The organism is Cohnella silvisoli, assembly GCF_021190915.1.
Taxonomy (GTDB): domain Bacteria; phylum Bacillota; class Bacilli; order Paenibacillales; family Paenibacillaceae; genus Cohnella; species Cohnella silvisoli.
This window is the reverse complement of record NZ_JAIOAP010000008.1, coordinates 199,862-223,685: the sequence shown is the minus strand read 5'-3', so window position 1 is coordinate 223,685 and position 23,824 is coordinate 199,862. Positions and strand designations below refer to the sequence as shown.

General features: G+C 45.2%; 23 protein-coding genes, 1 pseudogene and 1 other annotated feature. Of the genes and pseudogenes, 5 read left to right on the top strand and 19 right to left on the bottom strand.

The annotated features are described in order from the left end of the window. Positions 1–25 precede the first annotated feature (25 nt). The 5 genes from K7P76_RS16750 to K7P76_RS16730 form a co-directional block, all read right to left on the bottom strand. Positions 26–637 (bottom strand): hypothetical protein, encoded by a 612-nt coding sequence (locus tag K7P76_RS16750; RefSeq protein WP_232186450.1) that lies wholly within the window; start codon positions 635–637, stop codon positions 26–28. Next, complete coding sequence (locus K7P76_RS16745; protein WP_232186449.1) at positions 609–818, bottom strand: hypothetical protein; 210 nt, start codon at positions 816–818, stop codon at positions 609–611. Before K7P76_RS16745 ends, K7P76_RS16750 begins: the two co-directional genes overlap by 29 nt. Positions 819–897: 79 nt before the next feature. After that, the gene (locus K7P76_RS16740; RefSeq protein WP_232186448.1) at positions 898–1,842 is read right to left on the bottom strand and encodes a ParB/RepB/Spo0J family partition protein; all 945 of its coding nucleotides are present in this window, start codon (positions 1,840–1,842) and stop codon (positions 898–900) included. Beyond that, positions 1,790–2,617, bottom strand: a complete 828-nt coding sequence (locus K7P76_RS16735) for a ParA family protein (protein ID WP_232186447.1) — start codon at positions 2,615–2,617, stop codon at positions 1,790–1,792. The genes K7P76_RS16740 and K7P76_RS16735 overlap by 53 nt, the downstream gene beginning before the upstream one ends. A gap of 168 nt (positions 2,618–2,785) precedes the next feature. Further along, positions 2,786–3,244, bottom strand: coding sequence for a GNAT family N-acetyltransferase (locus tag K7P76_RS16730; RefSeq protein ID WP_232186446.1), 459 nt, complete (start codon positions 3,242–3,244; stop codon positions 2,786–2,788). Positions 3,245–4,063: 819 nt separating this feature from the next. After that, positions 4,064–4,268: a binding site (T-box leader), on the top strand. A gap of 42 nt (positions 4,269–4,310) precedes the next feature. Here K7P76_RS16730 and K7P76_RS16725 point away from each other — a divergent pair. Beyond that, positions 4,311–5,081: a nucleotidyltransferase domain-containing protein gene (locus tag K7P76_RS16725; protein ID WP_232186445.1), complete on the top strand. Its 771-nt coding sequence runs from the start codon at positions 4,311–4,313 to the stop codon at positions 5,079–5,081. A 1,237-nt stretch (positions 5,082–6,318) separates the two neighbouring features. On the opposite strand, the gene K7P76_RS16720 is transcribed toward K7P76_RS16725, so the two are convergent. From K7P76_RS16720 to K7P76_RS16690, 7 genes are all read right to left on the bottom strand, one after another. After that, complete coding sequence (locus K7P76_RS16720) at positions 6,319–6,726, bottom strand: hypothetical protein (RefSeq protein WP_232186444.1); 408 nt, start codon at positions 6,724–6,726, stop codon at positions 6,319–6,321. 1,133 nt (positions 6,727–7,859) lie between these two features. Beyond that, the gene (locus tag K7P76_RS16715) at positions 7,860–8,156 is read right to left on the bottom strand and encodes a type II toxin-antitoxin system RelE/ParE family toxin (RefSeq protein ID WP_232186443.1); all 297 of its coding nucleotides are present in this window, start codon (positions 8,154–8,156) and stop codon (positions 7,860–7,862) included. Next, entirely contained in the window at positions 8,144–8,326 is a 183-nt protein-coding gene (locus K7P76_RS16710) for a hypothetical protein (RefSeq protein ID WP_232186442.1), read from the bottom strand. The genes K7P76_RS16715 and K7P76_RS16710 overlap by 13 nt, the downstream gene beginning before the upstream one ends. A gap of 584 nt (positions 8,327–8,910) precedes the next feature. After that, positions 8,911–9,396, bottom strand: a complete 486-nt coding sequence (locus tag K7P76_RS16705) for a hypothetical protein (protein WP_232186441.1) — start codon at positions 9,394–9,396, stop codon at positions 8,911–8,913. A gap of 255 nt (positions 9,397–9,651) precedes the next feature. Beyond that, positions 9,652–9,915 (bottom strand): hypothetical protein, encoded by a 264-nt coding sequence (locus K7P76_RS16700; protein WP_232186440.1) that lies wholly within the window; start codon positions 9,913–9,915, stop codon positions 9,652–9,654. Positions 9,916–10,276: 361 nt separating this feature from the next. After that, the gene (locus tag K7P76_RS16695; RefSeq protein ID WP_232186439.1) at positions 10,277–11,164 is read right to left on the bottom strand and encodes a hypothetical protein; all 888 of its coding nucleotides are present in this window, start codon (positions 11,162–11,164) and stop codon (positions 10,277–10,279) included. A 316-nt stretch (positions 11,165–11,480) separates the two neighbouring features. Further along, on the bottom strand, positions 11,481–11,987 hold the full coding sequence (locus K7P76_RS16690) for a CHAP domain-containing protein (RefSeq protein ID WP_232186438.1): 507 nt from the start codon (positions 11,985–11,987) through the stop codon (positions 11,481–11,483). A 71-nt stretch (positions 11,988–12,058) separates the two neighbouring features. Here K7P76_RS16690 and K7P76_RS16685 point away from each other — a divergent pair, with 71 nt between their 5' ends. Continuing rightward, the gene (locus K7P76_RS16685; RefSeq protein ID WP_232186437.1) at positions 12,059–12,235 is read left to right on the top strand and encodes a hypothetical protein; all 177 of its coding nucleotides are present in this window, start codon (positions 12,059–12,061) and stop codon (positions 12,233–12,235) included. Here K7P76_RS16685 and K7P76_RS16680 read toward each other — a convergent pair. After that, on the bottom strand, positions 12,228–12,737 hold the full coding sequence (locus K7P76_RS16680; protein ID WP_232186436.1) for a hypothetical protein: 510 nt from the start codon (positions 12,735–12,737) through the stop codon (positions 12,228–12,230). The two genes, K7P76_RS16685 and K7P76_RS16680, sit on opposite strands and share 8 nt — an antisense overlap. 163 nt (positions 12,738–12,900) lie before the next feature. Then, positions 12,901–13,505: pseudogene (locus tag K7P76_RS16675) on the bottom strand (phage lytic cycle repressor MrpR family protein). 1,351 nt (positions 13,506–14,856) lie between these two features. Here K7P76_RS16675 and K7P76_RS16670 point away from each other — a divergent pair. Then, a complete protein-coding gene (locus K7P76_RS16670) occupies positions 14,857–16,104 on the top strand; it encodes an MFS transporter (protein ID WP_232186435.1) in 1,248 nt (415 codons plus the stop codon). 30 nt (positions 16,105–16,134) lie between these two features. Here the strand turns inward: K7P76_RS16670 and K7P76_RS16665 are convergent, their stop codons facing one another. Together K7P76_RS16665 and K7P76_RS16660 are read right to left on the bottom strand one after the other, a co-directional pair. Next, on the bottom strand, positions 16,135–17,952 hold the full coding sequence (locus tag K7P76_RS16665; RefSeq protein ID WP_232186434.1) for an ATP-binding cassette domain-containing protein: 1,818 nt from the start codon (positions 17,950–17,952) through the stop codon (positions 16,135–16,137). Continuing rightward, complete coding sequence (locus K7P76_RS16660) at positions 17,939–18,814, bottom strand: energy-coupling factor ABC transporter ATP-binding protein (RefSeq protein ID WP_232186433.1); 876 nt, start codon at positions 18,812–18,814, stop codon at positions 17,939–17,941. Before K7P76_RS16660 ends, K7P76_RS16665 begins: the two co-directional genes overlap by 14 nt. A gap of 100 nt (positions 18,815–18,914) precedes the next feature. On the opposite strand from K7P76_RS16660, the gene K7P76_RS16655 reads away from it, so the two are divergent. Continuing rightward, on the top strand, positions 18,915–19,547 hold the full coding sequence (locus K7P76_RS16655) for a biotin transporter BioY (RefSeq protein WP_232186432.1): 633 nt from the start codon (positions 18,915–18,917) through the stop codon (positions 19,545–19,547). Positions 19,548–19,749: 202 nt separating this feature from the next. Beyond that, entirely contained in the window at positions 19,750–20,358 is a 609-nt protein-coding gene (locus tag K7P76_RS16650) for a hypothetical protein (protein WP_232186431.1), read from the top strand. 233 nt (positions 20,359–20,591) lie between these two features. Here the strand turns inward: K7P76_RS16650 and K7P76_RS16645 are convergent, their stop codons facing one another. The 3 genes from K7P76_RS16645 to pduL form a co-directional block, all read right to left on the bottom strand. Then, positions 20,592–21,074 carry a YlbF/YmcA family competence regulator gene (locus tag K7P76_RS16645; RefSeq protein WP_232186430.1) on the bottom strand — a complete coding sequence of 161 codons (483 nt, stop codon included), beginning with the start codon at positions 21,072–21,074 and terminating at the stop codon, positions 20,592–20,594. A gap of 33 nt (positions 21,075–21,107) precedes the next feature. Beyond that, positions 21,108–22,670, bottom strand: a complete 1,563-nt coding sequence (miaB, locus tag K7P76_RS16640) for a tRNA (N6-isopentenyl adenosine(37)-C2)-methylthiotransferase MiaB (RefSeq protein ID WP_232186429.1) — start codon at positions 22,668–22,670, stop codon at positions 21,108–21,110. A 335-nt stretch (positions 22,671–23,005) separates the two neighbouring features. Beyond that, positions 23,006–23,593 (bottom strand): phosphate propanoyltransferase, encoded by a 588-nt coding sequence (gene pduL / locus K7P76_RS16635; protein ID WP_232186428.1) that lies wholly within the window; start codon positions 23,591–23,593, stop codon positions 23,006–23,008. Positions 23,594–23,824 lie beyond the last annotated feature (231 nt).

Sequence of the window (23,824 nt, the reverse complement as noted above, 5' to 3'; positions counted from 1 at the left end):
ATATAGAAGAAAATCTGCACTTCTCTTAACGCGCGTCGCCCCGCAAGCGTGGCTTCAGTGGCGCTTGCTCCGCCTGCCGCTGTGCCAGCCTTTCGGCTGCCCATGCCGGTGTATCCTCCGGCTTCAAAAAGCCCATCAGGTTTTCCCGGTTATAACGGTATTCTTCACCGGAATAGAGCATTTCCGCATAGACCGCTCGTCCACGCGAATTCCCCGAAGCGCCGAATCCTCCCGTTACCCAAATAAGCTGGTTATCTGCCGTACGGAACTCCGGCCGCAGCGACTCCGAACGAACGACGACAATCCTGCCCATGAGATCATCCTCACTTTTGATGGGCAGGCATTGCGCCAATTGAATGGGAGTCATCGGCTCCGCGATCTCAGAGCGCTCGATTTGAAGTTTCTCGATTTCCCATTGAAGCAGCTTGTTAAACGCCTGCATGGCGACCAAGTAATCCGTAAATCCTTCTGTGCCGTAATACTGATCAATGCCAAACAAGTTATTCTGTGAACAGTAGCACACCAGATAGGGTTTCTCGGTATTTGCCATGTCGATGCCCAAAACAACCTCGACCCTGCCAATACTCAGCGCCTGATAAACCTCATAATCACCAGCCATCCGTTTTTCCTGCTCCATCGTCAGCCCTCCCGGTTCTTTTTGCGGCCTCGCTTCCTGTGTTCCTGTGTTCCTGTTCAGCTTCTTGAGCCTGCCTGCGAAGCTCGCGCTCCTCTTCCTCGGATGACTGGCTATGCGCAAAGCCCGGCTTCTCTTTCATTATGCGTTCATACTGACGTCGCTTCCCTTTCGTAAAGTCCATGGGTGATCTCCTTTCCCCAAAAATGGGCATAAAAAAAGCTCTCCGTCAGGGGAGAAGCGTAGGGGCAGTAACGGAGAAATTACCGTTCATGCTCCCGTTGTCGTTTTTTATACCAACTTTCTAGCAACTGCACGATCAAGTCTTCCTTTTGCTTTTCGGAAAAATCTCGCGGAAAAAAGCGGTCGATCCGCTCCTTCTGGATTTTCATTTGTTCTTTCTGGTTTGGCTTCTCTTCCGTAAGAATCGAGAAGATGACATCTACGTTAAGCCGTCCATCCTGACTGAGCTTTTTCATGCGTTGCGCTTGCGCCAGCGAAGGGGTGCAATCCTCGGCCTGCATGGTGTCGAACAGGGCTTGCTGTTCTTTCTCGGCCAAGTAAGATAATTCAACGGCAGGATTAAAGGCAATCCGTTTATCATCTACCAATTCGAGAATGGGAGGAGTGAGTTCAGTTAAGCGAATATAACGAGAAATTTGATTTCTACTTTCCCCGACCTGTTCGGCAAGTAATTCCCTTGATTCCTTTCCTCCCGACTTCCGCCCAACTTGGGCGGAAGTTAGGTCAGTACGCTGCCCTTGCCTATTCATCGCCGCCAGCTTCATTTTATAGGCAAAGGCTTTTTCGCTTGGTGAGATATGCTCTCGTTGCAGATTACTGTCCACCATGATGATCGTCGCCTGATCGTCATCCAATTCGCGAACGAGACAAGGAATTGTCTCCATACCAGCCAATTCGCTTGCTTTCTTGCGACGATGACCAGCTACCATTTCGTAACCTCCGTCCACCTTGGGTCGAACCAGGCCGGGAACAAGAACACCGTACTGTTTGATACTATCCGCCATTTCTAACATGGCTTCATCCGCCCTTACCTTAAAAGGATGACCGAGAAAATCGCTAATTTCAGCCAGCGGAATATCCATGACCTTTTCCCGCTGTGAATCCGCCCGGCCTTCGTCGGTGGTAAATAAATCATCGAGTTTGGTCAGCTTTATGCTGGCGAGTCGGTCTTCTTTCGCTGCCATTATCCTGCACCTCCTTCGTTAAGGAAGCATAGGCTTTGGCAACTTGTCCATTTGGATCGTGGGCATATATACTTTTACCCTTGGCACTTGTCTCCGCTGCGCGAATGGACAAAGGAATTTCAGTGTTGAATACACGCAGCTTGTCCCCATAATCCCGACGTAACACAAAGGAAATATCTTTGGCAAAATTGGTTCGGTTGTCCACCATTGTGAGTAGCACACCGTCTATAGCCAACTTCGGATTAATTTGCCGCCGAACGCGGGCAACCGTCTGCAAAAGCTGCGTCATCCCTTTTGCGGGCAGATAGTGTGCCTGTACCGGGATGATGACGCTATCCGCCGCTGCTAATGCGTTGATCGTCATCATGCCTAAGCTCGGCATACAGTCGATCAGAATATAATCGTAGTCAGCCTTTACAAAATCAATGTATGAACGCATAATCGTTTCCCTACTCATTGTATTGACAAGCGCCACTTCGACAGCGGACAATTCGATGTTTCCCGGCATCAGGTCGACATCTTCATGATGATGTAGAATACCTTCCTTCGGTCCAAACGGCTCCTCCGTCATACTTTTCAACAACATCGTGGCCAGTGATACTGAAAGACTGTCCGGTTCATGGAAGCCCAGCGAATCCGTCAGATTGCCTTGTGCATCCGCATCCAGCAACAGTATCTTCTTACCTTCCGCCGCCAAGCCAATACCGAGATTGACCGCTGTTGTCGTTTTGCCTACGCCGCCTTTCTGGTTGGCGAGGGCGATTACTTTGGTCATATTAGAATCCCCTTTCATGCAAAAAAGCCGGTTACACTGAAAGATCAGGGCGACCGGCCATTATGAATAGTATCTATATAAAAAGAGAACGCCCCGAAGTCGAAGGGACGTTCTCTTGGATATTCCTATTACTCCCTCAGAGTTTCCGTGAGTACTTTCCTGAAAATCTTATGAGCGCTTCTTTTCAAGATAGACAAGGCTAAAATCAGGGGTAATGCTTCGTTCGCTAAAGACAGTGTAACCAAACTTTTCATATAAAGCGATATTCTTTACGCTTTTGCTTCCAGTGAACAATTCGTACCGAGATAGCGGAAAGTAATCTTCAATAGCCTCCATCAACTTTCGACCGATTCCTTTATTTTGATCGTTCGGATTCACGATAAGTTTGCCAATGAAGCATGTGCCTTCTCGTTCAATGGCTCTAACGGAGCCATTGATTGCTCCATCCACCACAGCCTTCAAGATAATGTGATCTTCAAACTGATACCGTAATTGTTCGAGCGTCTGTACCAGTGGTTCAATGCTAAAATCGTTATAAATTTTCGCTTCACTTTGATAAGCGAGCTTTTGCAGTGACAGAATTTCTTCGGCATCTACTGCGGACGCTCTTTCAATTTTTGTACTCATCTCAACTCATCCTTCCTCGGCTCGGCTCATCTATATTGAACTGTATCACACACGCTCAACGCGTTACAATCGTCACTTATCGGGCCGGATGGATGACTGCTGCGTTCAGCATATCTAACTCCCCTACATCCAAATCCAAGTTCAAATCCAAAACCACCGAAACTTCGATTTTTCCTTACAGCTTATTGTTGAACTCGCTACCCTTCACCATGATTGTTATAAAGCGCGCAAAGTGTTGAGACAAAAGTATCCAACCAATAAAATAGACTCATCCAGCGAACAGTGGTTAACCGTCCTCATAGGCTCTCGCCCCTTCCAGGATCACTGCAAGCCGCCCCCATTGCGATCACTGTGGCTGGACGGAAGTATCATTATCCCTCCGCATGGATGATCGCCTAAATGATACCGTCATTTATTTTTGCATCAGTATTGATCGCTAACATTCTTTAATGAAAGAATGGTCGTGGCGTACCTGCAAAATGGCTTTCCCTTTCGGGCATACGGGGAACGTACCGGATGAGAAGGTATGTTATTGTCAAAGAGCAGTCGAGGGCGTGTCCCTCTACCATCCGTTTCATTTTTGTGGCCAAACCGGACCCTTCTTTCAAAAAAAATTGGAAATAAAAAAAGCAGCCCCAAACTCAAATAGAGCTTGGGGCTGCAATAATTAGGGGAATACCTGCTAAGAGTAAATAAACCATTGGACTTGTAGAAGAGAAAATATAGTATTGAACTAGGAACGGCATTAAACTAACTGGCAGTTATCTTGAGCAAGTTCTTGACTAAGGTGACGGGAAAGAGTAGTATTTAACCAATATCCGTAAATCAATGATGGAACAAAAGTAAATCATTAAACTCTTCACAGGAAAGGGTTTCATGACTGAGAAAACCCTAGAGTACTGATTGAAAATGCCAGTTCCAGAGTATGGCTAATACCCATCGGTTTGACCCGTTATAGTCAATTAAGGTGGCTGTGTGAAAATACAGCAACCTGGGTGGTACCGCGATTAATATCGTCCCAGAGCATTTGGCTTTGGGGCGTTTTTTTATTTTGGGAGGAGTCCATATGATATTAGAAAAAGTTATAAAAAGAATTGTAATACAAAGTGAATATAAGGATTTTGTTGATAAGTATATAGATAATATACTTACCGAATTTAAAAGTAAGATTCATAGCATTTATATGTGTGGCTCGATTCCAAAAGGAACTGCTAAACCTTTTAAGTCAGATGCAGACTTTACTATTGTATGTGTAAATCCCAATGATATTGATTACGAAAGATTGTCAAATATTAAAGACAGGCTGTTGGAAGAATATCCATTACTAACTAAGATTGATACGATAATTTGCTCGATTGACGATGTATTAAGCAAACCAAATGAGTGGGGTTTTTGGATTAAGATAATTTGTGTTTGCATATATGGTCATGACGTTGGTGAAAAAGTACCACCGATAATTATTTCTCCAGAGTTCATTTTAGACTTAAATACAGAGACCAAGGAGGAAGTAGATCGTGTACGTAGTTCACTTTCTAATGCTAGTGATAACACAATGAAAACTAGATATATTAAAGGTTACTCTAAGAGATTAATTCGTGCATTATACTCTTTAATTTTAGAAGATACAGGTGTATGGCAAGATGACATTATTAAGATGAAGAATGCCATATTAAACTATTGTGAGATTGACTCCGCTTTAGTTGATTGTCTCTATGCTTGTTACTTGGATAGTAATAATGTACTTGTTGAAGAGTTTCTGGGAATTGCAGATGAAGTATATAGCTATTTTGAGAACGCGTTAAATGCAATGGCTGCTTCCAGAACTTCCTTCGACTAACACCATATTGACGCTTCGGGTCACTCTGAGAAGCGAGTGACCACATCCTGCCCCCTAACCCGTCGGGACGTCACTGCATTAGGTGTTCGGCAAGCCTCACAACTATAAGCAGCGACTCTAATTAAAACATAAGACTATTGAACGGGAAACGTTAGTTCAATAACAACAGCGGCAGCCTAAGACGTTATTTTTCAAGTCTTGGTCTACCGCTGTTTGATTTCTCCAGTCTCAAACTTAAAAATTTAAAGACTAACGATTTTTAATCTCATCCCCCGGTTAAAGTCACGTTTCTCAATTTATAGCTTTATTTTCATCAGACATTAATTTATCCCTTCAATTCCACACCTTTGAAATATCCATTGATACAAGATATATTGTAGCTGCCAGCTTCGTATATCTCGAAAAAAACAGGTGCGTGTATCTCGTTTTTCGCTTATCTTTTCAGCGACTGGTTCGTATATCTTAGCTGAAAAAACTCAAGTTATGCGAAGACAAAGCGAAAAAAGCGAAGTGGGGAAAGTGAGGAAAGCCTTGCGTGGAAAGGGATTCCGGCATTTCTGAGGGGGTAAAAAGCGCTTCGTATGTCATGGTGTTATCTGAAGGATACGCATTCTTCGAACAACCTTAAATGAAGTTCCTGTGTTTATCTTTCGTGTCTCGTGTCTTTCGTGTCTGTGTCTTTCGTGTCTGTGTCTTTCGTGTCTGTGTCTTTCGTGTCTGTGTCTTTCGTGTCTGTGTCTTTCGTGTCTTTCGTATCTTTCGTGACCTTTATTTATTGATATTATTCATATCCCTTAATTTTTGATTAATGTCATCTAGAGATCTTTGAATTGATTCCATTCTTTTAAGTCCCGAATATTGATTTCCAATAATCCCGGCTAGTCCAATTATAAGTACGATGATAATAAGTAGAACCATTAAATCTTCCCGTCCTTTGAGTGCTTTTTGGATTTTGCGTATCTTTCAGATAACGTTCATGTGTTCACGACGTCCTACCGACTTAAGGCGACAACGTCGCCGGCTGCGCTTGCGCAGTTAGTTGGTGCGGATGTGTCCGGCTGAATCTGCTTCCCTGCTGCTGCCAATTGCATCTTCGAATCCTCATCTAACTCCTGCCGGACCGAGGGCCGAATGGACCGAAGCGTGAACATGGTGTTATGTGATGTATGGCTCTTCGAAGAGGAACTTACAAATATGCCCTTAAAATCGACCTAAATAATATTTATTGTTTTAATAATTATTCAGATGCATTCATATACTCATCATCTTTGAATTGAATGTAATTTCTAATATGTCTTGAAGTAAATAAAAGATAAGAAACAGCAATATTTCCAATGCTAAAAATATAAATATACCAAGCTAATGACCCCTCACTTTTAATTATCAAGTATAGATAATATATGCCACTTAAGAAGAGTAATACTATCAACACCCATCGAACCCAATTGTGCCCTGTAAATAATAAATAACTAAATACAATGGGCATTCCTATTCTAAAAAGTAACGGCAGCATATTTTGTGGTTGGATTACATCTTCCCCATATTCATTGAATAGCAAGATTAACGAAGTTGCCTGTGTAAATATATAATAAATAATGGTAAGTATAACTAGGTTTCGACCTAAAATAACGACTTTATCATTCATGAGATCATTTCTCCTTATGTTTTAGCCATATTTCACATAACGTTCTTGTATTCACGACGCCCCACCACCTTAAGCCACGAAGTGGCGGCCGCGACGCGGTTGGGTGGTGCGGGTGTGTCCGGCTGATTATGCTTCTTTGCTACTGAAACACCTCTTCGAATCTACATCTAACCTCGGTCCGGACCGAGGCAGCTCGTCTGCCGAAGCGCGAATATGGTGTTATGTGATGTCTCTCCTACTTCTGCGCGCTCTTGATCTTCGCACTTCCAACGTGCTCTTGATCTTATTGCTCTTAAAATAATGTATTTGTTCTTGGTTTCCCCACAGTAGGAGAGATTTCACATAACGTTCTGGTATTCACGACGCCCCACCACCCTAAAGGAGCGAAGCGACTGGCCGCGGCGCGGTTGGGTGGTGCGGGTGTGTCCGGCTGATCCCGCTTCCCTGCTACCGATATGCCCCTCCGAATTCTCTTCTAACTTCGGTCCGGACCGAGGGGGCTTGTCCCCCGAAGCGTGAATATGGTGTTAGATGATGTTGCAGACTTCTTGAGAGACTTACAAAGACTTATACTGTTATTAATTTAGTGGTTCATTGTTAATTCTTATCAACTCATTTTTATAATTAAATGTTACGAGGTCATTAATTTCAATTTGATTCCAATATTCTTTTGTTATTTCTTTCTTATCACTTCCATCTAAACTAGAAATCACTAAAATGTATTTATCATTCTGTTCTTCCTTGTTTATTACAGTTCTAGTCGTCTCAATATGCTCTCCCTTGTCATTCGCGCATCCTGTAAATAAGCAAGCACAAATCACTATGTTAAGAAGAAAACGATATCTCATTTGTTGATATCAACTCCATTTATTAAGGTTTTAATTATCACGCTGCTGCAATTTCATCTAACGTTGTCGTATTCGCGACGTCCATTCCCCTTAGATAACTCTTATCTTAGGGGAATGGATGTATCTGCTTGAATCTTCTTCTTCGAAAATTCTACTGGCAGATCAAGGGCCGAATGGCCAGCAGCGCGAATATTATGTTATACGAAGCATTCATGAATCAACCCACAAGGATCTGAGTATTATCAAATAAATAAAAAACACCATGCCCTTTAAATAGTCATGATGTCATTTGAACTCTTTGCGTATTAATCTTCTGGCTTGATGTAAACATGTAATTAGTTCTACTTCTTGCCCTCTAATTCTATAAATGATTCGATAACTTTGATAAATCTTTTCCCTTATATTGTCTCTATTGAATTCAGGAACAAGTCTACCTGAATACGGAAATTCTGGAATCGTTGTTGCTGTTTGTATTAATTCATTCACGAATGCTCTTGCCATTTCTATTGAATCTTGTTTAATGTATTCAAATATCAATTCCAAGTCTTTAAGCGATCTTGGAGACCAAATTAATTCAACCATTTATTTATTTGCTCCATGGCCTCTGAATGAATTATTCCCTTCCCTGCGTCTAATTCAGATAACCCTTCATCAATCCTTGCTCTTACATACAATTTGTATAAAATGTCTTCCACCGTAACATTATCCGGAAGGTCTTGAATTAATTTGATTACCTCGTCTTTGACGCTCATTCCACTTCACCTACTTTATAATGGTGTGATCAATATTATTATAATACACATGCTGGGATGATGTTAGTCGATTTAGATCTTAAATATCACTTTCATCATGTTTCGTATAACGTTGTCGTATTCGCGACGTCCATTCCCCTTAGGTAGTTCTTATCTTAGGGGAATGGATGTATCTGCCTGCTCATTCTTCATCGAAATACCTCTAGCAGATCAAGGGCCGAATGGCCCGAAGCGCGAATATTGTGTTATGTGATGTCTCTCCTACTTCTGCGCGCTCTTGATCTTCGCTTCTCCAACGTGTTCTTGATCTTTTTGTCTTTAAATAATGTGTTTGTTCTTGGTTTCCCCACAGTTGGAGAGATTTCACATAACGTTCTTGTATTCACGACGTCCCTCCACCTTAAGCCCGAAGGGCGGCCGCGATGCGGTTAGGTGGAGGGATGTGTCCGGCTGACTATGCTTCCCTGCAGCTGAAATGCCTCTTCGAATCCGCTTCTAACTCCGGCCGGACCGAGGCCGAATGGCCCGAAGTGTGAATATGGTGTTAGACGAAGTTCGTCACTACTTGAGTTGCATACACTTCATTATTCTTCATTTATTACTGAATTTAGTGATTCAAATAATCCACTTACTGTTCTTCCAGTTGGTTCGCCTTTATCATTAATTTCAACTAGGCTCCAGCTTGGTAAATCTTCGCCATCATCAATATCATAATCATAAGGATCATCTATTCTGTACAAAACACTATGAACTGATAAAAGTGAAATCGTACTTGCAAGCAGTCCAATATCTTGTTTTGACACGCCTGAATCTATTATTTTGCCCAGTACTTCACCGATCTTTTTTTCCTGATCGGAAAGAGCATTAGAATGTAAATAATAATCTATCCAGCTTTCCGATGTTTTATAGTGATTTATTGTTCCTTTAAGTCCACGTAAAAATCGGTAACGTGATAATTGAGGAATATCTTCTTCAAGCTCTGATTCGACCCAACTTTCAGGTTCTTTGCAACCAAGCTTTATAAAGCTATCTATTAATTTCTCTGAGTCTTTGGACGATTTTGGATTCAATGAACTATCTCCTTTGAATTTGACGAATTTCGTCTAACGTTCTTGTATTCATGACGCCCCACCACCCTAAGGTCCGAAGGACCGGCCGCGATGCGGTTGGGTGGTGCGGGTGTGTCCGGCTGATTATGCTTCCTTGCGCTGAAATGCCTCTTCGAATCCACATCGGACTTCTGCCGGACCGAGGGCCGAATGGCCCGAAGCGTGAATATGGTGTTAACTGATGCTGCTGACTTCTTCGATACGCTTACAAAATACTCAATTTTCTTTGGAGTTATTAACTAAGTTATATATTTGTCTTGATATTTCTAATTGCTCTTCATCGTTCTTATTGAATCTTTTATCAGGATCATATTCCTTAATTAATACTTGAGTAATGAAATCACTAATTAATTCAATTGAAATTGTCTTACTTGATTGAATTCTCTTCAGTATTTCAAAGCTTTCAATTCCATATATGTTTTGAGGAAAATAGTCTAGAGGATCCCATTTCTCAATAATCTCCTTTATCTTTAAAAGCATTTTAATCCTCCGTCGAATGTAAAATTCAAACTATTCGTCAAAAGACATTTGTTTCGATCTTTCAGCAGTTTCAGATAACGTTCTGGTATTCACGACGCCCCACCACCTTAAGGTCACGAAGTGACCGGCCGCGATGCGGTTAGCTGGTGCGGGTGTGTCCGGCTGAATAATCTTCCTTGCAACTGAAATGCCTCTTCGAATCCACATCTAACTTCTGCCGGACCGAGGGCCGAATGGCCCGATGCGTGAATATGGTGTTATCTGAAGTACGACACTTCATTGAAAAACTAAAATAATATTTAATAAAAAATCCCCCTATTCAAGAAGTTTCTAAGGGGGAGATTGCACCTCGTCTTATCTATTATCCAGCTTTGTTTTCAGTAATGAGTTTAATTAGTAAACCACTAACGAAACCGAATGAAATTAATACTAATACCATTGATGAAAATATATACTTTCCTTTCGGATAGTAAATGAAGATAAAAAATCTCAATATCTTATTTCTTACATTTGAAATAGAACTCGGACTATTATTCCACCATAAGAATAAAACAAATATTTGGGCTCCAATATTAAAAAGCAAAAGTAATATTGAACTTATTACACCAATTAATTGGTAACCGAGGTACATAAAATTATCAATACCTACATCAAGAACCCCTACACCATTAATAATATCCAATTCAGCTTGATAAACTTTTTCTGAATAATAGATGGGATGACTTACTAGGTGCATTAAGATTAATATAAGTAACCACATAAATGCATTCCACAATAGTAAAGTTCCAATCCCCTTAGCGCTTGGACGTTTATACTCCTTGCTAGCCTTAATTAAACAAAAGAATAGTGCGAATATAGAAAATAAATAAATAATATTAATGATTATTGTTTTATGTGGGATGTAAAACTTAATTCCAACTGCGAGAGCAAACAAACAACCAATAATCCAAACCCATGGATCACTCGGACTTTGTGATTGTGGTGGATTAGGTGGATTTTTGGGTGCCGGTTTAGAGGTACGTGTTTCGATTTCGAATTCATCATCAAGGTCATTCTCAATATTATTCTGATTATTATTTTTTATTTTATTATTTTTTTTCTTTTTGGGTTTTGTACCCCTATTTTTTATAGAGCTTGATTTCCACCGATCTAGCAATAATGTAAACAAATAAGCAATGGGAAGAAATAAAGCTGAAATCAAGATATTACCAAGAAGTCCATCCCTGTTTGCCTCAATCCACTCAATCATACCTTACCTCCGAATAATGGAAATATCTTATTCATCATTATTCTACATATTTCGCAATTTTCCTTTAGGGTTTGTCGTATTTCAGATAACGTTCGTGTGTTCACGACGTCCCACCACCTTAAAGCTCCGTAAGGAGCCGGCCGCGACGCGGTTAGGTGGTGCGGATGTGTCCGGCTGATTCGACTTCCCTGCTACTGCCTATTGCATCCTCGAATCCTCATCTAACTCCTGCCGGACCGAGGGCCGAATGGCCCGATGCGTGAACATGGTGTTAGGTGATGTGACCGACATCTTGAAGTACATTCAAATTCACTTCTTAATACCTATATGAATTATCAATTCTGACATAACCATTAATATACAAAAATCGATCTCTTCTAAATATTCCAGATTTATTCTTTACATTCCCTTCTGCGGTAATTATGTATTCTTCTTCGGTTCCTAAGACTACTCCAATATGATCATGGGGTCCATTACCATCAATATCATCATAAATGATTAAATCCCCACGGTCTGGTTTAAATGTTACTTCTGTTACTGGATAATAATAGCCTTGTAGTTTAGACCATTCTAACCAAGCATGTACACTTGCAAACCTATTCTTTACTCTTGGATCCTTCACTGGTAATCCAAATCCCGCTTGTACACTACAGTGATAAACAAATGCAGCGCACCATGGAAATCCAATATTCTTGTCAGACCTATCAAAATATAGTAGTAGGGGTTCTATATCTGGTCCATATTGATGCTCATTCCCGATGATTGGTTTTTGAGCAAGTTTCTCAGCAATATTCGCAAGCAATTGTCTTTTATCACTTGTCATTTTATGCTCCTTTTTAGATCTTCGGTCATTTCACCTAACCTTCTGGTATTCACGACGCCGAGAGGCTTAAGGTGATGATCTGGATAGGCGAAGCCATCCGATCGAACCGGCTGCGCGAAGCGCAGTTAGCCTCGCAGGTGTGTCCGCCTGAATCCGCTTCTCCGAAATCTCCTCGGGCGGACCAAGGGCCGAATGGCCCGATGCGTGAATATGGTGTTATAGGATTGCGCCTTCTTCGAATTAGCTAGAAGTCAATTTATTTCTAATTTTCATTGCTTTTTTTACGAGTTCGATATGTTTTCTATGTGTTTCCTTAGAGAAATTAATCATATTTTCTACAACCATTGGAGTTTGATTTGCTAATACTGAATACTTTTGCTTTAGATATGAATATAATGTCTCTTTCTCTTTAATAGTCGGAATAACAGGTGGTATTGGGAGAGCAAGCGGCTGATCTTCTTCAGCTTTTTCCTCTGGAGTAGTCATTCCGAACTCAAAAAAATTATGGAAAGCTCTTCTTCTTTCAAAATCAGTAATTACATACCCACCATTTTCATCCAATCTAAACCGATTAAAATTAACAATCATAAGTTCGGATGGTTTTCTTGACTTGGTTTCATAGTACATAATGACTTCAAGCACTTCTTGTCTGGCTAAAGAGGGAATTGGCTTATAAACTTGATTAATTGGTTTAGGAATTTTTGTTACTTTTAAATCCTTTGAGATGAACAACCACATGGTTCCCCCCAACTCATCGCATCCTTTCAGAAGTTTTTTCTTTGCGCTGATTTCCTATAACTTCTATTCTGCGTATTTCGCAAAATGATCTGATATATTAGTGTTTGTGTAGTTCATGAATGCTACAGAAATTGGGTGATTATTGCCGACCGCTTCAGCATCAACTGCCGCTACACTACTCCCCCTTATCCATCTCCATCATGCGATCTAGAGGGCTTGAAATCCTTCGTATATCCTTTACTGCCACATGCGTGTAAATCTCTGTCGTACGAGTACTTAGATGTCCGAGAAGCTCTTGGATATAACGGATATCTATTCCGTCTTCGAGTAGATGAGTGGCGAAAGAGTGCCTCAGAGAGTGAACGCTTACGTCCTTTTTTACCTTAGCGATTTTAACTGCGGCCTCGAATACCTTCTGCACCGTCCTCTCGGAAAGATGTTTGTTCGGATACTGTCCTGGGAACAACCAATTCTCCGGCTTGGTTTGGTTAATGTATTGTTGCACCACCTCAATCGCCGAGTGAGAGAGTATAGTAAATCGGTCCTTTTCCCCTTCCCTTGTCTAATATGCAAGGTCCTTCGTTCGATATCCAGATCATTTAGTCGAAGTCTGACAACCTCACCTACGCGCAAGCCTGAAGAGTAGACTAGAAACAACAGGGCACGGTGTTTTTTATTTTGAACCGCTAACAGAATTCGAATCACTTCTTTTTGCCCCAAGACGTTAGGTAACTTGTGTTCTTTTTTCGGCCTTACATAAGTGAAGTTCCCTTCCAACATTCCGCAAACCTTTTCCAAGAAGAACTTGATGCCAATGCCCGCAGTAAGCCGTAATGGTTTTCTCGCTATATCCCCTTATCTTGCCCTTCCGTCTCCTTCTCCCATTTGGACTCCTCGAGTACGACTTTACCTTTAGGGTGACTTTTCGTTTCAATCTCGTTCATTCTATCTCACAAGAGGTGACACTCAGACAGTAAATCAGGAGCTACCTTTAGCGTTGCATCGCGAAAAAATAACAGCAACTCATCTACGTTTAACAAAGTATAAGGAATAATCCAAGCGCGTTCATTTGGGTCCCATCTGCGGAATGGCAATTGACGTAGTCGTTGAATCATCTTCATATCGTAAGGAAGCCGAACAATCATTTCATACTCATTGCGCTTCCCAGCCATACATCCATCTTGCTCAGCCACCCTCTCATTTTATCAATAAACCTAGAATATGGAAATCAAAAAGAGGCAAACCGCTATCTCATAAGATAGGATTAGCCTCTCGATTCTTTTGGATTCACATCCCGCCCCTACAATTCCCCATCAACATGCAGATTCTCTATCCCCATGAACCTCTCAATTTCTCTTTCAAAATAAATCGCTTGCGAGCGATCACGAATACCAGAAATCAACTTTAGTTTCCTGCGATTATTCAGTACCGCATTTAACCGATAGCTTGACCCGTTCCTATACCGTACTTCCTCACAATAGAGTTGAACAAAATCATTCCTTTTCAAGGTTCGATTACCTCGCCAAGGAAGGGGTCCATGTCTAATTGTGATCTGATTTGAATCGACTCTAATAATTGTACAATTAATAAACCCAGTAAGTACCGTATAGGTAAGTCCGACACCTACGCCCACATGCAGAATAGGAATCAACACCGCTATAATTGGAACAGAGTCCCCTGATAGAATCATTTTGTAGATAAAGATCAAAAATCCATCCCACAGTATCACGAAAAATAGCAAGAAGATCATTCCAGGAGAAAACCATCTTCGCTTAATTGTTAATTGTCCGTTATAGTTGTGAGTGGTTATGCCATTAGGTATGGGAGTAATCAGAATGTTACCTCCTAATCACGAATATGAGTGCCTCACTCATTCTATCAACTACCCTAGATTTTGGAAATCAAAAAAAGAGACTCCCCCATTCGCTCAATTAGGAATAGCCTCTTACCGTCAGGTAGCGTCAAACTTCCTTTTATAATTCTTTAGCGAATAAACCTTCCCATTCCGCACTCCATCCAGTAAAGTGGAAAGTGCATGACACAACACACACAGGGTCAACGGCCATCATAGCCACCTAAAAAATAGGACCAAATTCACGTGACCCAGCCCCAGGAGGTTTATCTTCAACTTATGCAGCAAACATCCGAGTTACTCCAATCGCAACAAGATAGAGCACATCCGTTCAGCCGCCGGCATTTGATCTTTGCTGCTGCCACCGTACTCTATTGGTCAACTTTATATATTTATGTTCCGATCCTTAGCCCGTACCTCAAAGATCGGGGGCTCTCGATGAGCTGGATCGGATTTATTCTCGGCAGCTACGGTTTAACGCAGGTTATAACCCGCTTGCCGCTAGGGATGTATTCCGACGTAATGTCTCGGCGCAAGCCTTTTCTCATTGCGGGTATGTTAGCGGGACTCATCAGCTGCGTATTCTTCATGCTGCCCGGAACGTGGGGCGGACCGCTCGCCGGGCGTCTGATGGCAGGGTTATGCGCCGCGGCTTGGGTACCGTTCACCGTTCTATATGCCTCATACTATCCGACCAACCAAACGCATCAAGCCATGGGAACGCTAAGTTTCTTAACGGTGTTCGGGCAACTAGCCGGCATGAGCGCAAGCGGATGGCTCGCGTCCTTGGGCGGGTGGAATTATGCTTTCGTCTGCGGTATTTGCGTAGCAACACTCGGCATGCTGGTGGCATTCTTTGTTTACGAACCCAAGCCAAGCCCGGCGTACAACACACCAGCACCTGCTGCACCTACAGCGCCAGCAGCCCCATTCCAACCCCGCGCCCATGATAAAAAAACTCTATCGCACGTTCTCCGTTCACCCTTGCTTTGGAAAGTAGCGATCCTTTCCTTGCTCGCTCATGGCATTTTATTCATCACGATGTTCGGCTTTACGCCGCTTCAAGCGATGGAGCTTGGGGCAAGCGAATCTCAGCTGACCGGGATCGTTATCTCGTTCATGATTCCTCATGCCCTTGTCTCCCTATGGACCGGCAGGTTCCTTGCCCCCCGCTTCGGAACTCGCAAAATCATCTTCATCGGCTTCCTGTGCGCCGCCATTTTTACAGCCGCTATCCCGTTTAGTCCTAATCTAGGATGGCTGGCCGTTACCCAGATGTTCAACGGTATCGCTCAAGCGCTTTACTTCCCGCTTCTGCTCAGCTTGGCCATTCGGAACTTCGTGCCTGCCGAGCGGGCTACCGCGATGGGGCTATACCAATCCGTATACTCGATGGGCATGTTTCTCGGTCCGTATCTCGCCGGCGGTTTGAACGCTTTCGGAGGATTAAAAGCCGGCTTCCTGTTCGGTTCGGCTTTAGGTTTGGCGGCAGCCACGCTCTCCACTAGCAAACAACTCGACACCTGACAATTCTCCTAATCTACCGGAATGGAATTCTCATCGATGAGTGAATGCCCATAAACCAACCGCTAGCACCAAGGCCCCGATCGCAAGCCCGTAGTCCCTAAGCCGCCATTTCAGTCGCATCGCACGGGTCGGATTTGAACGGAAACCGACTCCGCGGCTTTCCAGGGCAAGCGCCACCTCATCCCCCAAACGAAACAACGCCAGCAGGAACGGCAGCGACACATCGTGAAGCCGCCTGCTCAATGCCCAAGGATTTCCGGAAATCGATTTGCCCCGCGCGAGAAAAATCCGTACAAATCGCTCCCACAACGCAAGCAGCACCGGAACGAATCGCATAATCAATGTCACCGTCAGAATAAAACGCTGAACCCATTGCGGCGTTCGGCCCCTTGGAGCTATCATTTGCTCTAAAGATCTTCTTAGCGACAGCGGCGTCATAACCAAAGGAATGGCCAATCCCAACAGCAATACGAGCATCGTCCGGACGAATGTGAACAACGTACCAACGAAGGCTCCCCATTCGAATAAGACACTCCCGCCACTTGCCCCCCATGCGAACAGCGCGGACGTTACAACTGAGAAAACCGCGTAATTCACGATCAAGCCGCGCCAACGCCGCAAAGATATTCTCCCTCCGGTTAATAGAGCGAATACGATTAAGGCCCCCAACATAACCGAGATCCAATCCGATAGGAAAAATAGTCCCGTCGAAACGAGTATATAAGCCAGCCACACCGAACGCGGATCGAATCCCGTCATTCGATGAGACTTCTCTGGTCGATGCTGCATTTTCCGCCTAGCGAGCGCGTTACTCTCCATCCCTATAGGGTTGGCAACCGCATCAACTACATCATTCCGCCGCTCGCTTACCGCTATACTTTTCCGCTGCTCATCTCCCGCAATCACATTCCGCCGTAGCTCCGCCTCTGCCCTTCGTTGCTCCTCTACAGTTTCTTCCTTTGCACCGCTCTCGGCTTGCCGCAATTCCCATAGCTTAGCCTGTTCGGCGGCCGCGTCCAGCGGATTCCATACTTGATCCGGCGCCGCTCCATTTCGCCATAACAAATGAGCCGTTCCCAGCCAATCCGGAACCTTCATCCCCGTTTCTTCCAACCATTCCGGAAACATCAACAATTGCTCGCGGCTGCACAACCTAATCGATCCATCTTCTGCACTCAACAATAAAACATAGTCCGCTAAAGGAAGCGCCCAATCTGAATCATGCGAGACAAGCACGATACCTGATCCGCTCGATTTCGTTCTCAATAACTGCTGCGCCACCGTCTCATGCCCCGCTCCGTCTAGTCCCGCCGTTGGCTCATCCATTAGCAGCCACGGGGCGGACGTAACGAAAACCGAAGCGAGAGCCGCCCGGCGCCGTTCTCCTCCACTCATCAAATACGGATCTCTAGCCAACCAAGACGAATCCCAACCAACCGCCGTTAACGCCGATTCGATGCGTTGTTGCCTTTCAGTCTCCGATAACTTATAGGGTCTTAGAGAGTAATCCAATTCCTCCTGGACGCTCCTGGCGAATAGTCCCTCTTCCGGCGATTGGCAGGCATAACTGTACTGTCGAAGCGCCTTCTCATTCAACCGCAATCTGCCCAACCTATTTTCTCGCCACAATGGCTCTGAGCCGTACTTCACGTTCAAACTCACCGACGGCCTCAGACCGGCTAGTTTCTCTAGCAGCGTAGTTTTACCCGCTCCATTAGGTCCCATGAGCAAAGTAATCGTGCCCGGAACAAGTTGCAATCCCGTAGCCCGCAATTGTGTCTCATCCCCAAGTCGCCATTCGATTCCGTCCACAAGAAGCGGTGTATGTTCCTGTTTATCGAGTTGCATGTTCCGCTTCCCCGTCCCCAATGTTTCCCAACACCTTTCTCCACTCCGACCCCGTCATCGGCAGCGGATCGTTTAGCTTCCCAAGCCGCCTTAGCTCAAGCGCCATAGCAGCCATATAGGGCAGCCTCAATCCGGCCCTGAGGCAAGGGGATATTGGTACCGCTCCTGTACCTGCTGTAACACCATATAGAAAATCCCGGCCATTCCCGTCATAAACAACGGTTCCCTCTCCAAGCGCAATAACGCGGGATTCCGGCTCCAGCTCATCCAATCGCTGCGTAACCCATATAACCGCGGTTCCATTCTTATGTAAATCTTGCGCCGTTTGCAAGATCGAATTTCGATTTCCTTCATCGAGCATAGAGGTCACTTCGTCAAGAACAATTAGAGGAGTATCGCAAGCCGTTGAAGCGGCAAGCGCCGCAAGCTGCTGCTGGCCTCCGGACAACCGGTCCCAGGCCTCATCTGCGAGCAAAATCAATCCCGTCTTCTTTAGCGCTCGTTCGACCCGCTCGGGGATTAACTCAGCTGCGATGCCCTGCCATTCCAATGCGAACGTAATTTCTTCTCGAGGCGTCTCCCCGAACAACTGGGCCCTCGGCTGCTGCAGTACGATCGGTGAACTTCCATCCCCGGCGAAACCGCGGTACAATTCACCAACTATCCCATCCGGCTGAAGCCCCGCAAGCAACTTTGCTAATGTCGACTTCCCGCTCCCGTTCACGCCAACGACAAATAACCATTCGCCTTCTTCCAAGTTCATGTTCACATTATCCAGGCGAAGAGAAGGATTTCCAAGCTCATCGTTTCCATATACGGAAATACCGTTTAAGACCAATGCATTTACTAATCGTTTCCCCATCGAGCAAAATCCCTCTTTTCAATCCGTCGATCACGTGCTACAATTTCAATTGTTAACCACAAACATATACCAAGGTTAACATTTAGGAGGCCTTTTGACAATGTCCAACCCATCAACCGCTGCTTCAACTCGTACGTCCGCACCAACGAACCAATGGATTAAAGGAATCGTCTACACCGCCCTATTCGGCGCTTTATTCATCGTAGCCACCCTTATCAAAATCCCGCTCGGCTTCACCCCTGTTCCGATCTCTCTCGGAACGTTCGCCATCATGCTTGCAGGCGGATTGCTCGGTGCCACTTACGGCTTCTGGAGTATTTTTATCGTAGTCGCATTAACCGCAACGGGTTTGCCCTTCATCGGAGGCGCCGGAGGCTTAGCCAAACTCACGGGGCCGACTGCGGGATACATATGGATGTACCCGATCGCGGCTCTGCTTATCGGTTTAGTGAGCGATGCCCTCTTCTCCAAAACAAAGAAGCTTTCCAGAACACAGCAGCTATATCTGTTGCTCGCTATCTTCGGTTTTGGTTCCCTTCTGCTTTACGTATCAGGTATCCCTTGGCTGGCGCATTCGTTAGACAATTCTAAATACGACACGCTGTCCGGAGCGCTAAAAGCGGGATTGTACCCATTCCTCCCAGGGGACGCGATTAAAGCAGTTGTAGCCACATTAGTTATCGTTTCACTTAAGCCGGTGCTTCCAAGCATCCGTCCTCTCAAAAAAAAATAATAACCAAGCATCTATTAAACTAGGGCTCCCATCCTCTATGGGGAGTCCTTTTTCCTTTTTATAGGACGAAAGTACAAGCGCGCTCCAAAATCTTTGCATACTTTACAAAGATTCTGAACTTCTTGCTCCGGTTTATTTTCCAATCGATAGGTTCATCATTCGGCGTTGTTTCATCTGCCTTGAAGGAGTGTGTCCCATTTCAATGGCTAGCGGACGGTTAGATCTGTTCATCGCCAAGCTGCCCATCCACACCGTCGTGTTTACCCTAAATTGCTCCGATTCCGCTTCCGAACTGCTTTCCGTCCCCCGCAACGCTCAGCTATATTTGAAACGAGGCACGATCAAACAAGCGATACAGCTGCAGTTCTTGGAAGGACGGGAATGTTTTGCCGATTTCATGGAAATGAACTTCGCATTGGCACGCCAATTTCAGCTTAACGCGCTTCGCCGTTATTTGCTTACGCACAACCCCGTCGACCAAACCTTAACTATTAAACCATCTCCGCTCAGCGAGACAACGGCGATTCTCTCAACTAGCGCTAACAACTCCGGTACTTTATCCGTTGGTTACGAGCTGTTGTCCCGGCTTGGAATTCCCGAAAGGCAAGGCTCGCTTATCAAAATCCGCCAAGGAAAGACCATAACCAATTTCCGGCTCCATGTACCCGCGAATTTATCCGATGATCGGCTGCGGATTTCTTCCTATTGGCTTCAGAAGTGGAAACTTATAGCCAACAACTCTTATCTTATACAGTACGATCAGAGAAATTCAACCTTAAGCGTTACCCCTTCGTCGGCCCCTATCCGTTAGCTATACTTACAACAAAGGACCACGCTAGCTGCGTGGCCCTTATCTTATTTCGATTTTTTCTTCGCGGCCGATCGTCCCTGTTTCTTCGGGTCGTCCGACTTGGGAGCTCTCGTCTGAGAGTTCGGAATACCTTCGGTCAAGTGCTTGCCCTCCTTTAATCTTCAAGGAAATTAATATCCCTTCCGACTGTAGGTTGTCAACAAACCCCATTCCTTATACGAACTCACCGTGATTTAGTCGCACTCTTCCGGAGCTTCCGCTGGGGTTGCCGCTTCTACGTCGAGCTTCTCCGCAACCGAATCGCGAATGACCGAGACAATAGATTGCAGCAAATAGTTTACGTCTACTTGGCTTTGCTGGAATTGCTGTACGATTGGAATATTGTCCAACTCATCCTGGATAGCATCGATTTCCGCTTCGATCTTCTCGACCATCGCCGGATTTTTGAACGTATTCTGGAATGCGACGAGCTCTTTTTGTTTTTTCTTGATCGTCGTTATGAGTCCTTGTACCCTCTCGTGCGTCTGAATGAGCTTCTCAGAGCGCTGGTACATTTCCACTTCTTCCGATGTCGTAATGAGCTGCGCCAATTCCTTGGCTCTTGCCAATATATCCTCGCGAACGATCAGATCCCGATTGTCGAAAATCGGCACCGAGCAGCTATCTCCGTCCTTGTGATCGTGATCATGGTCGTGTTCATGTGCGTGTGCGGACATTTGTTGTTTCCTCCCGATCGAGTCGTGTATTACTTAACTAACCTGGCTTGCTATAACCGGTGCGCTGATCGCTTCCGCTTTCACGTACCAGGTCTGAGCTGCCGTTACCCGAACTTGCACGAACTGGCCGATCCATTCCTTATTCCCTTCAAAATGAATGAGCTTATTGGAACGAGTCCGTCCAGACAGCACGTTGGCGTTATTCTTGCTCTCTCCTTCTACCAATACCTCGAAAGTTTGTCCGATAAGCCCTTGGTGGTGTTTAAGAGACAATTCGCCTATTAAGGCGTTAAGTCGCGCAAGACGTTTCTGCTTCACTTCTAAAGGCACATCGTCTGCCATATCGAAAGCCGGCGTACCTTCCCTCGGTGAATAGATGTACGTATATGCCGAGGTAATTTCCGCATCGCGCATGAGCGATAAAGTCTCTTCGAATTGCTCCTCCGTCTCGCCGGGGAAACCGACGATGACGTCCGTTGTCAGAACGGCGTTCGGAATCTCCTTGCGAATACGCCCCGCAAGCTCCAAGTAACGTTCGCGCGAATACTTGCGGCTCATCCGCTTCAGAACTTCCGTGCTTCCGGATTGCACCGGCAAATGAATATGCTCCACCAGATTGCCGCCCTTAGCCAGCACCTCGATCAAATGATCGTCGAAATCCCGTGGGTGAGACGTCGTGAAACGAATTCGCGGGATATCGATTTTATGAATATCTTCCATCAGGTCGCCGAAGCGATAGTTCCGTTCGACGAAATCTTTGCCGTATGCGTTAACGTTCTGGCCAAGCAGCGTAATTTCCTTGAATCCTTGCCGAGCCAAGTCGCGAACTTCCGCGATAACGTCTTCCGGCATCCGGCTTCTCTCTTTCCCGCGCGTATAAGGAACGATGCAATACGTGCAGAACTTATCGCAGCCATACATAATATTCACCCAAGCGCGCAGCCCTTCCGTGCGTTTCTTAGGCAAGTTCTCGATGATGTCGCCTTCCTTGGACCACACCTCGATGACCATTTCTTTGCCGAAATGGGCGTCTTGAAGTAGATGCGGAAGACGATGGATGTTATGCGTTCCGAAAATAAGATCGACATGCGCATGCTTCTGCATAATCCGGTTAACGACAGAAGCTTCCTGCGACATACATCCGCATACTCCGAGGATAAGCTCCGGTCGTTGCTGCTTAAGCACCTTCATATGTCCAAGCTCGCCGAACACTTTATCTTCCGCATTCTCGCGCACCGCGCATGTATTAAACAGAATGATGTCGGCTTCCATCCGGTTTTCCGTAGACACGTATCCCATGTCTTCGAATAAGCCGCGCATCACTTCCGTGTCGTGTTCATTCATTTGGCAGCCGTACGTGTAGATCAAATATTTCTTTCCGAGTCCGAGCGTTCTCAGCTCGTCCGGAACGGCATTCTCATAGTGGACTTGAATTTCTTCTTTGCCCCGCTCTTTCTCCCGCCGGTAGTCCGGTTCGGAGACGATATGGATATCCCGTCCGTTCAGACGGATTGTTTTGCCGCTCGGGTCCTCGGAAATGACTTTGGCGCCGGAGAAATCGAAGTATTTACTGAAATCCTTGGTTTCTTTGGCCATTTCATTCCCCCCAATTCACGTATTATATCATGAACTTGCAGACGTTTGCTATTGCTCGCTGCGGCTTCAAACGGGATCGTACTACGAAAAATGGGGTGACACTCCGCCGCTGGTTAAAATCAAGTTGCCTTGAATTGACTATGAGGATGCAGCTCGATTTTAAAGGCGGACGTAAACTCTCCGTGTCACCCCTTTTTCTCCGTAACCCGTTTGAAGCCTCCGCTTCTCCAATGCGTACGTCAAGCGAAGTATCCTAATCCAATACTTCGCCACCGATAAGTGCTGGTATTACGTCGTAACTGTCACTCCATGGTTAATGAAATACATTTCACGGCCTACTCAACAATTTCCCCAAAGTCGCCCGTGCACACGTTGGCGGCGTTGCCTTCGTCGGTGTCGATGTGCATGTCTAGGGCGAATTGGTCGGAGACGCGAGCAAGGACTTGTTCGAATACGACGCCGCGATCGCCCCCAACGCGTACCTTAAGGAGCTGCTTGTCAGCAATACCCCAGCGTGCCGCGTCTGACGTGTTAAAGTGAATGTGCCGCGCAGCTACGATGACGCCTTTGTCCACGGTGACTTCGCCAGCCGACCCGACGATGCGGATGCCCGGCGTGCCTTCGATGTTGCCAGATTCACGCAAAGGCGGTTGAAGACCCAGTGCGAAAGCGTCCGTTCGCGATATTTCAAGCTGGGTGGCTTTACGGGTTGGACCGAGAATGCGTACTTTAGGGAAAGAACCTTTCGGTCCGAATATAGCTACCATTTCGTTGGCGGCGAATTGTCCAGGCTGCGATAATGGCTTGAACTCCGTTAACTTCGCACCCGCGCCGAATAATATCTCTACATGCTCCTGCGTCAGATGAATATGGCGCGCCGACACGCCGACAGGTACTCGTTTGATCTGAATGGTCTCGGACATCTCAACCCCAACCTTCCTTCGTTATCCTATTTCCAGTATAACGCAAGAGGCGCGCGGGACAAACCCGCGCGCCTCTTATTCACGATGCTTATTTGAATTCCGTCAACAGTTTGTCAAAGTCTTCGCGGGACAGCTGCAAGTTCTGCTTCGCTAGCCCTTCCTCTTTGAAGCCGACGATCATTTCAATATCCTAGCCTCACGGTACAAAAAAGTTATTTAAAACATTCATAG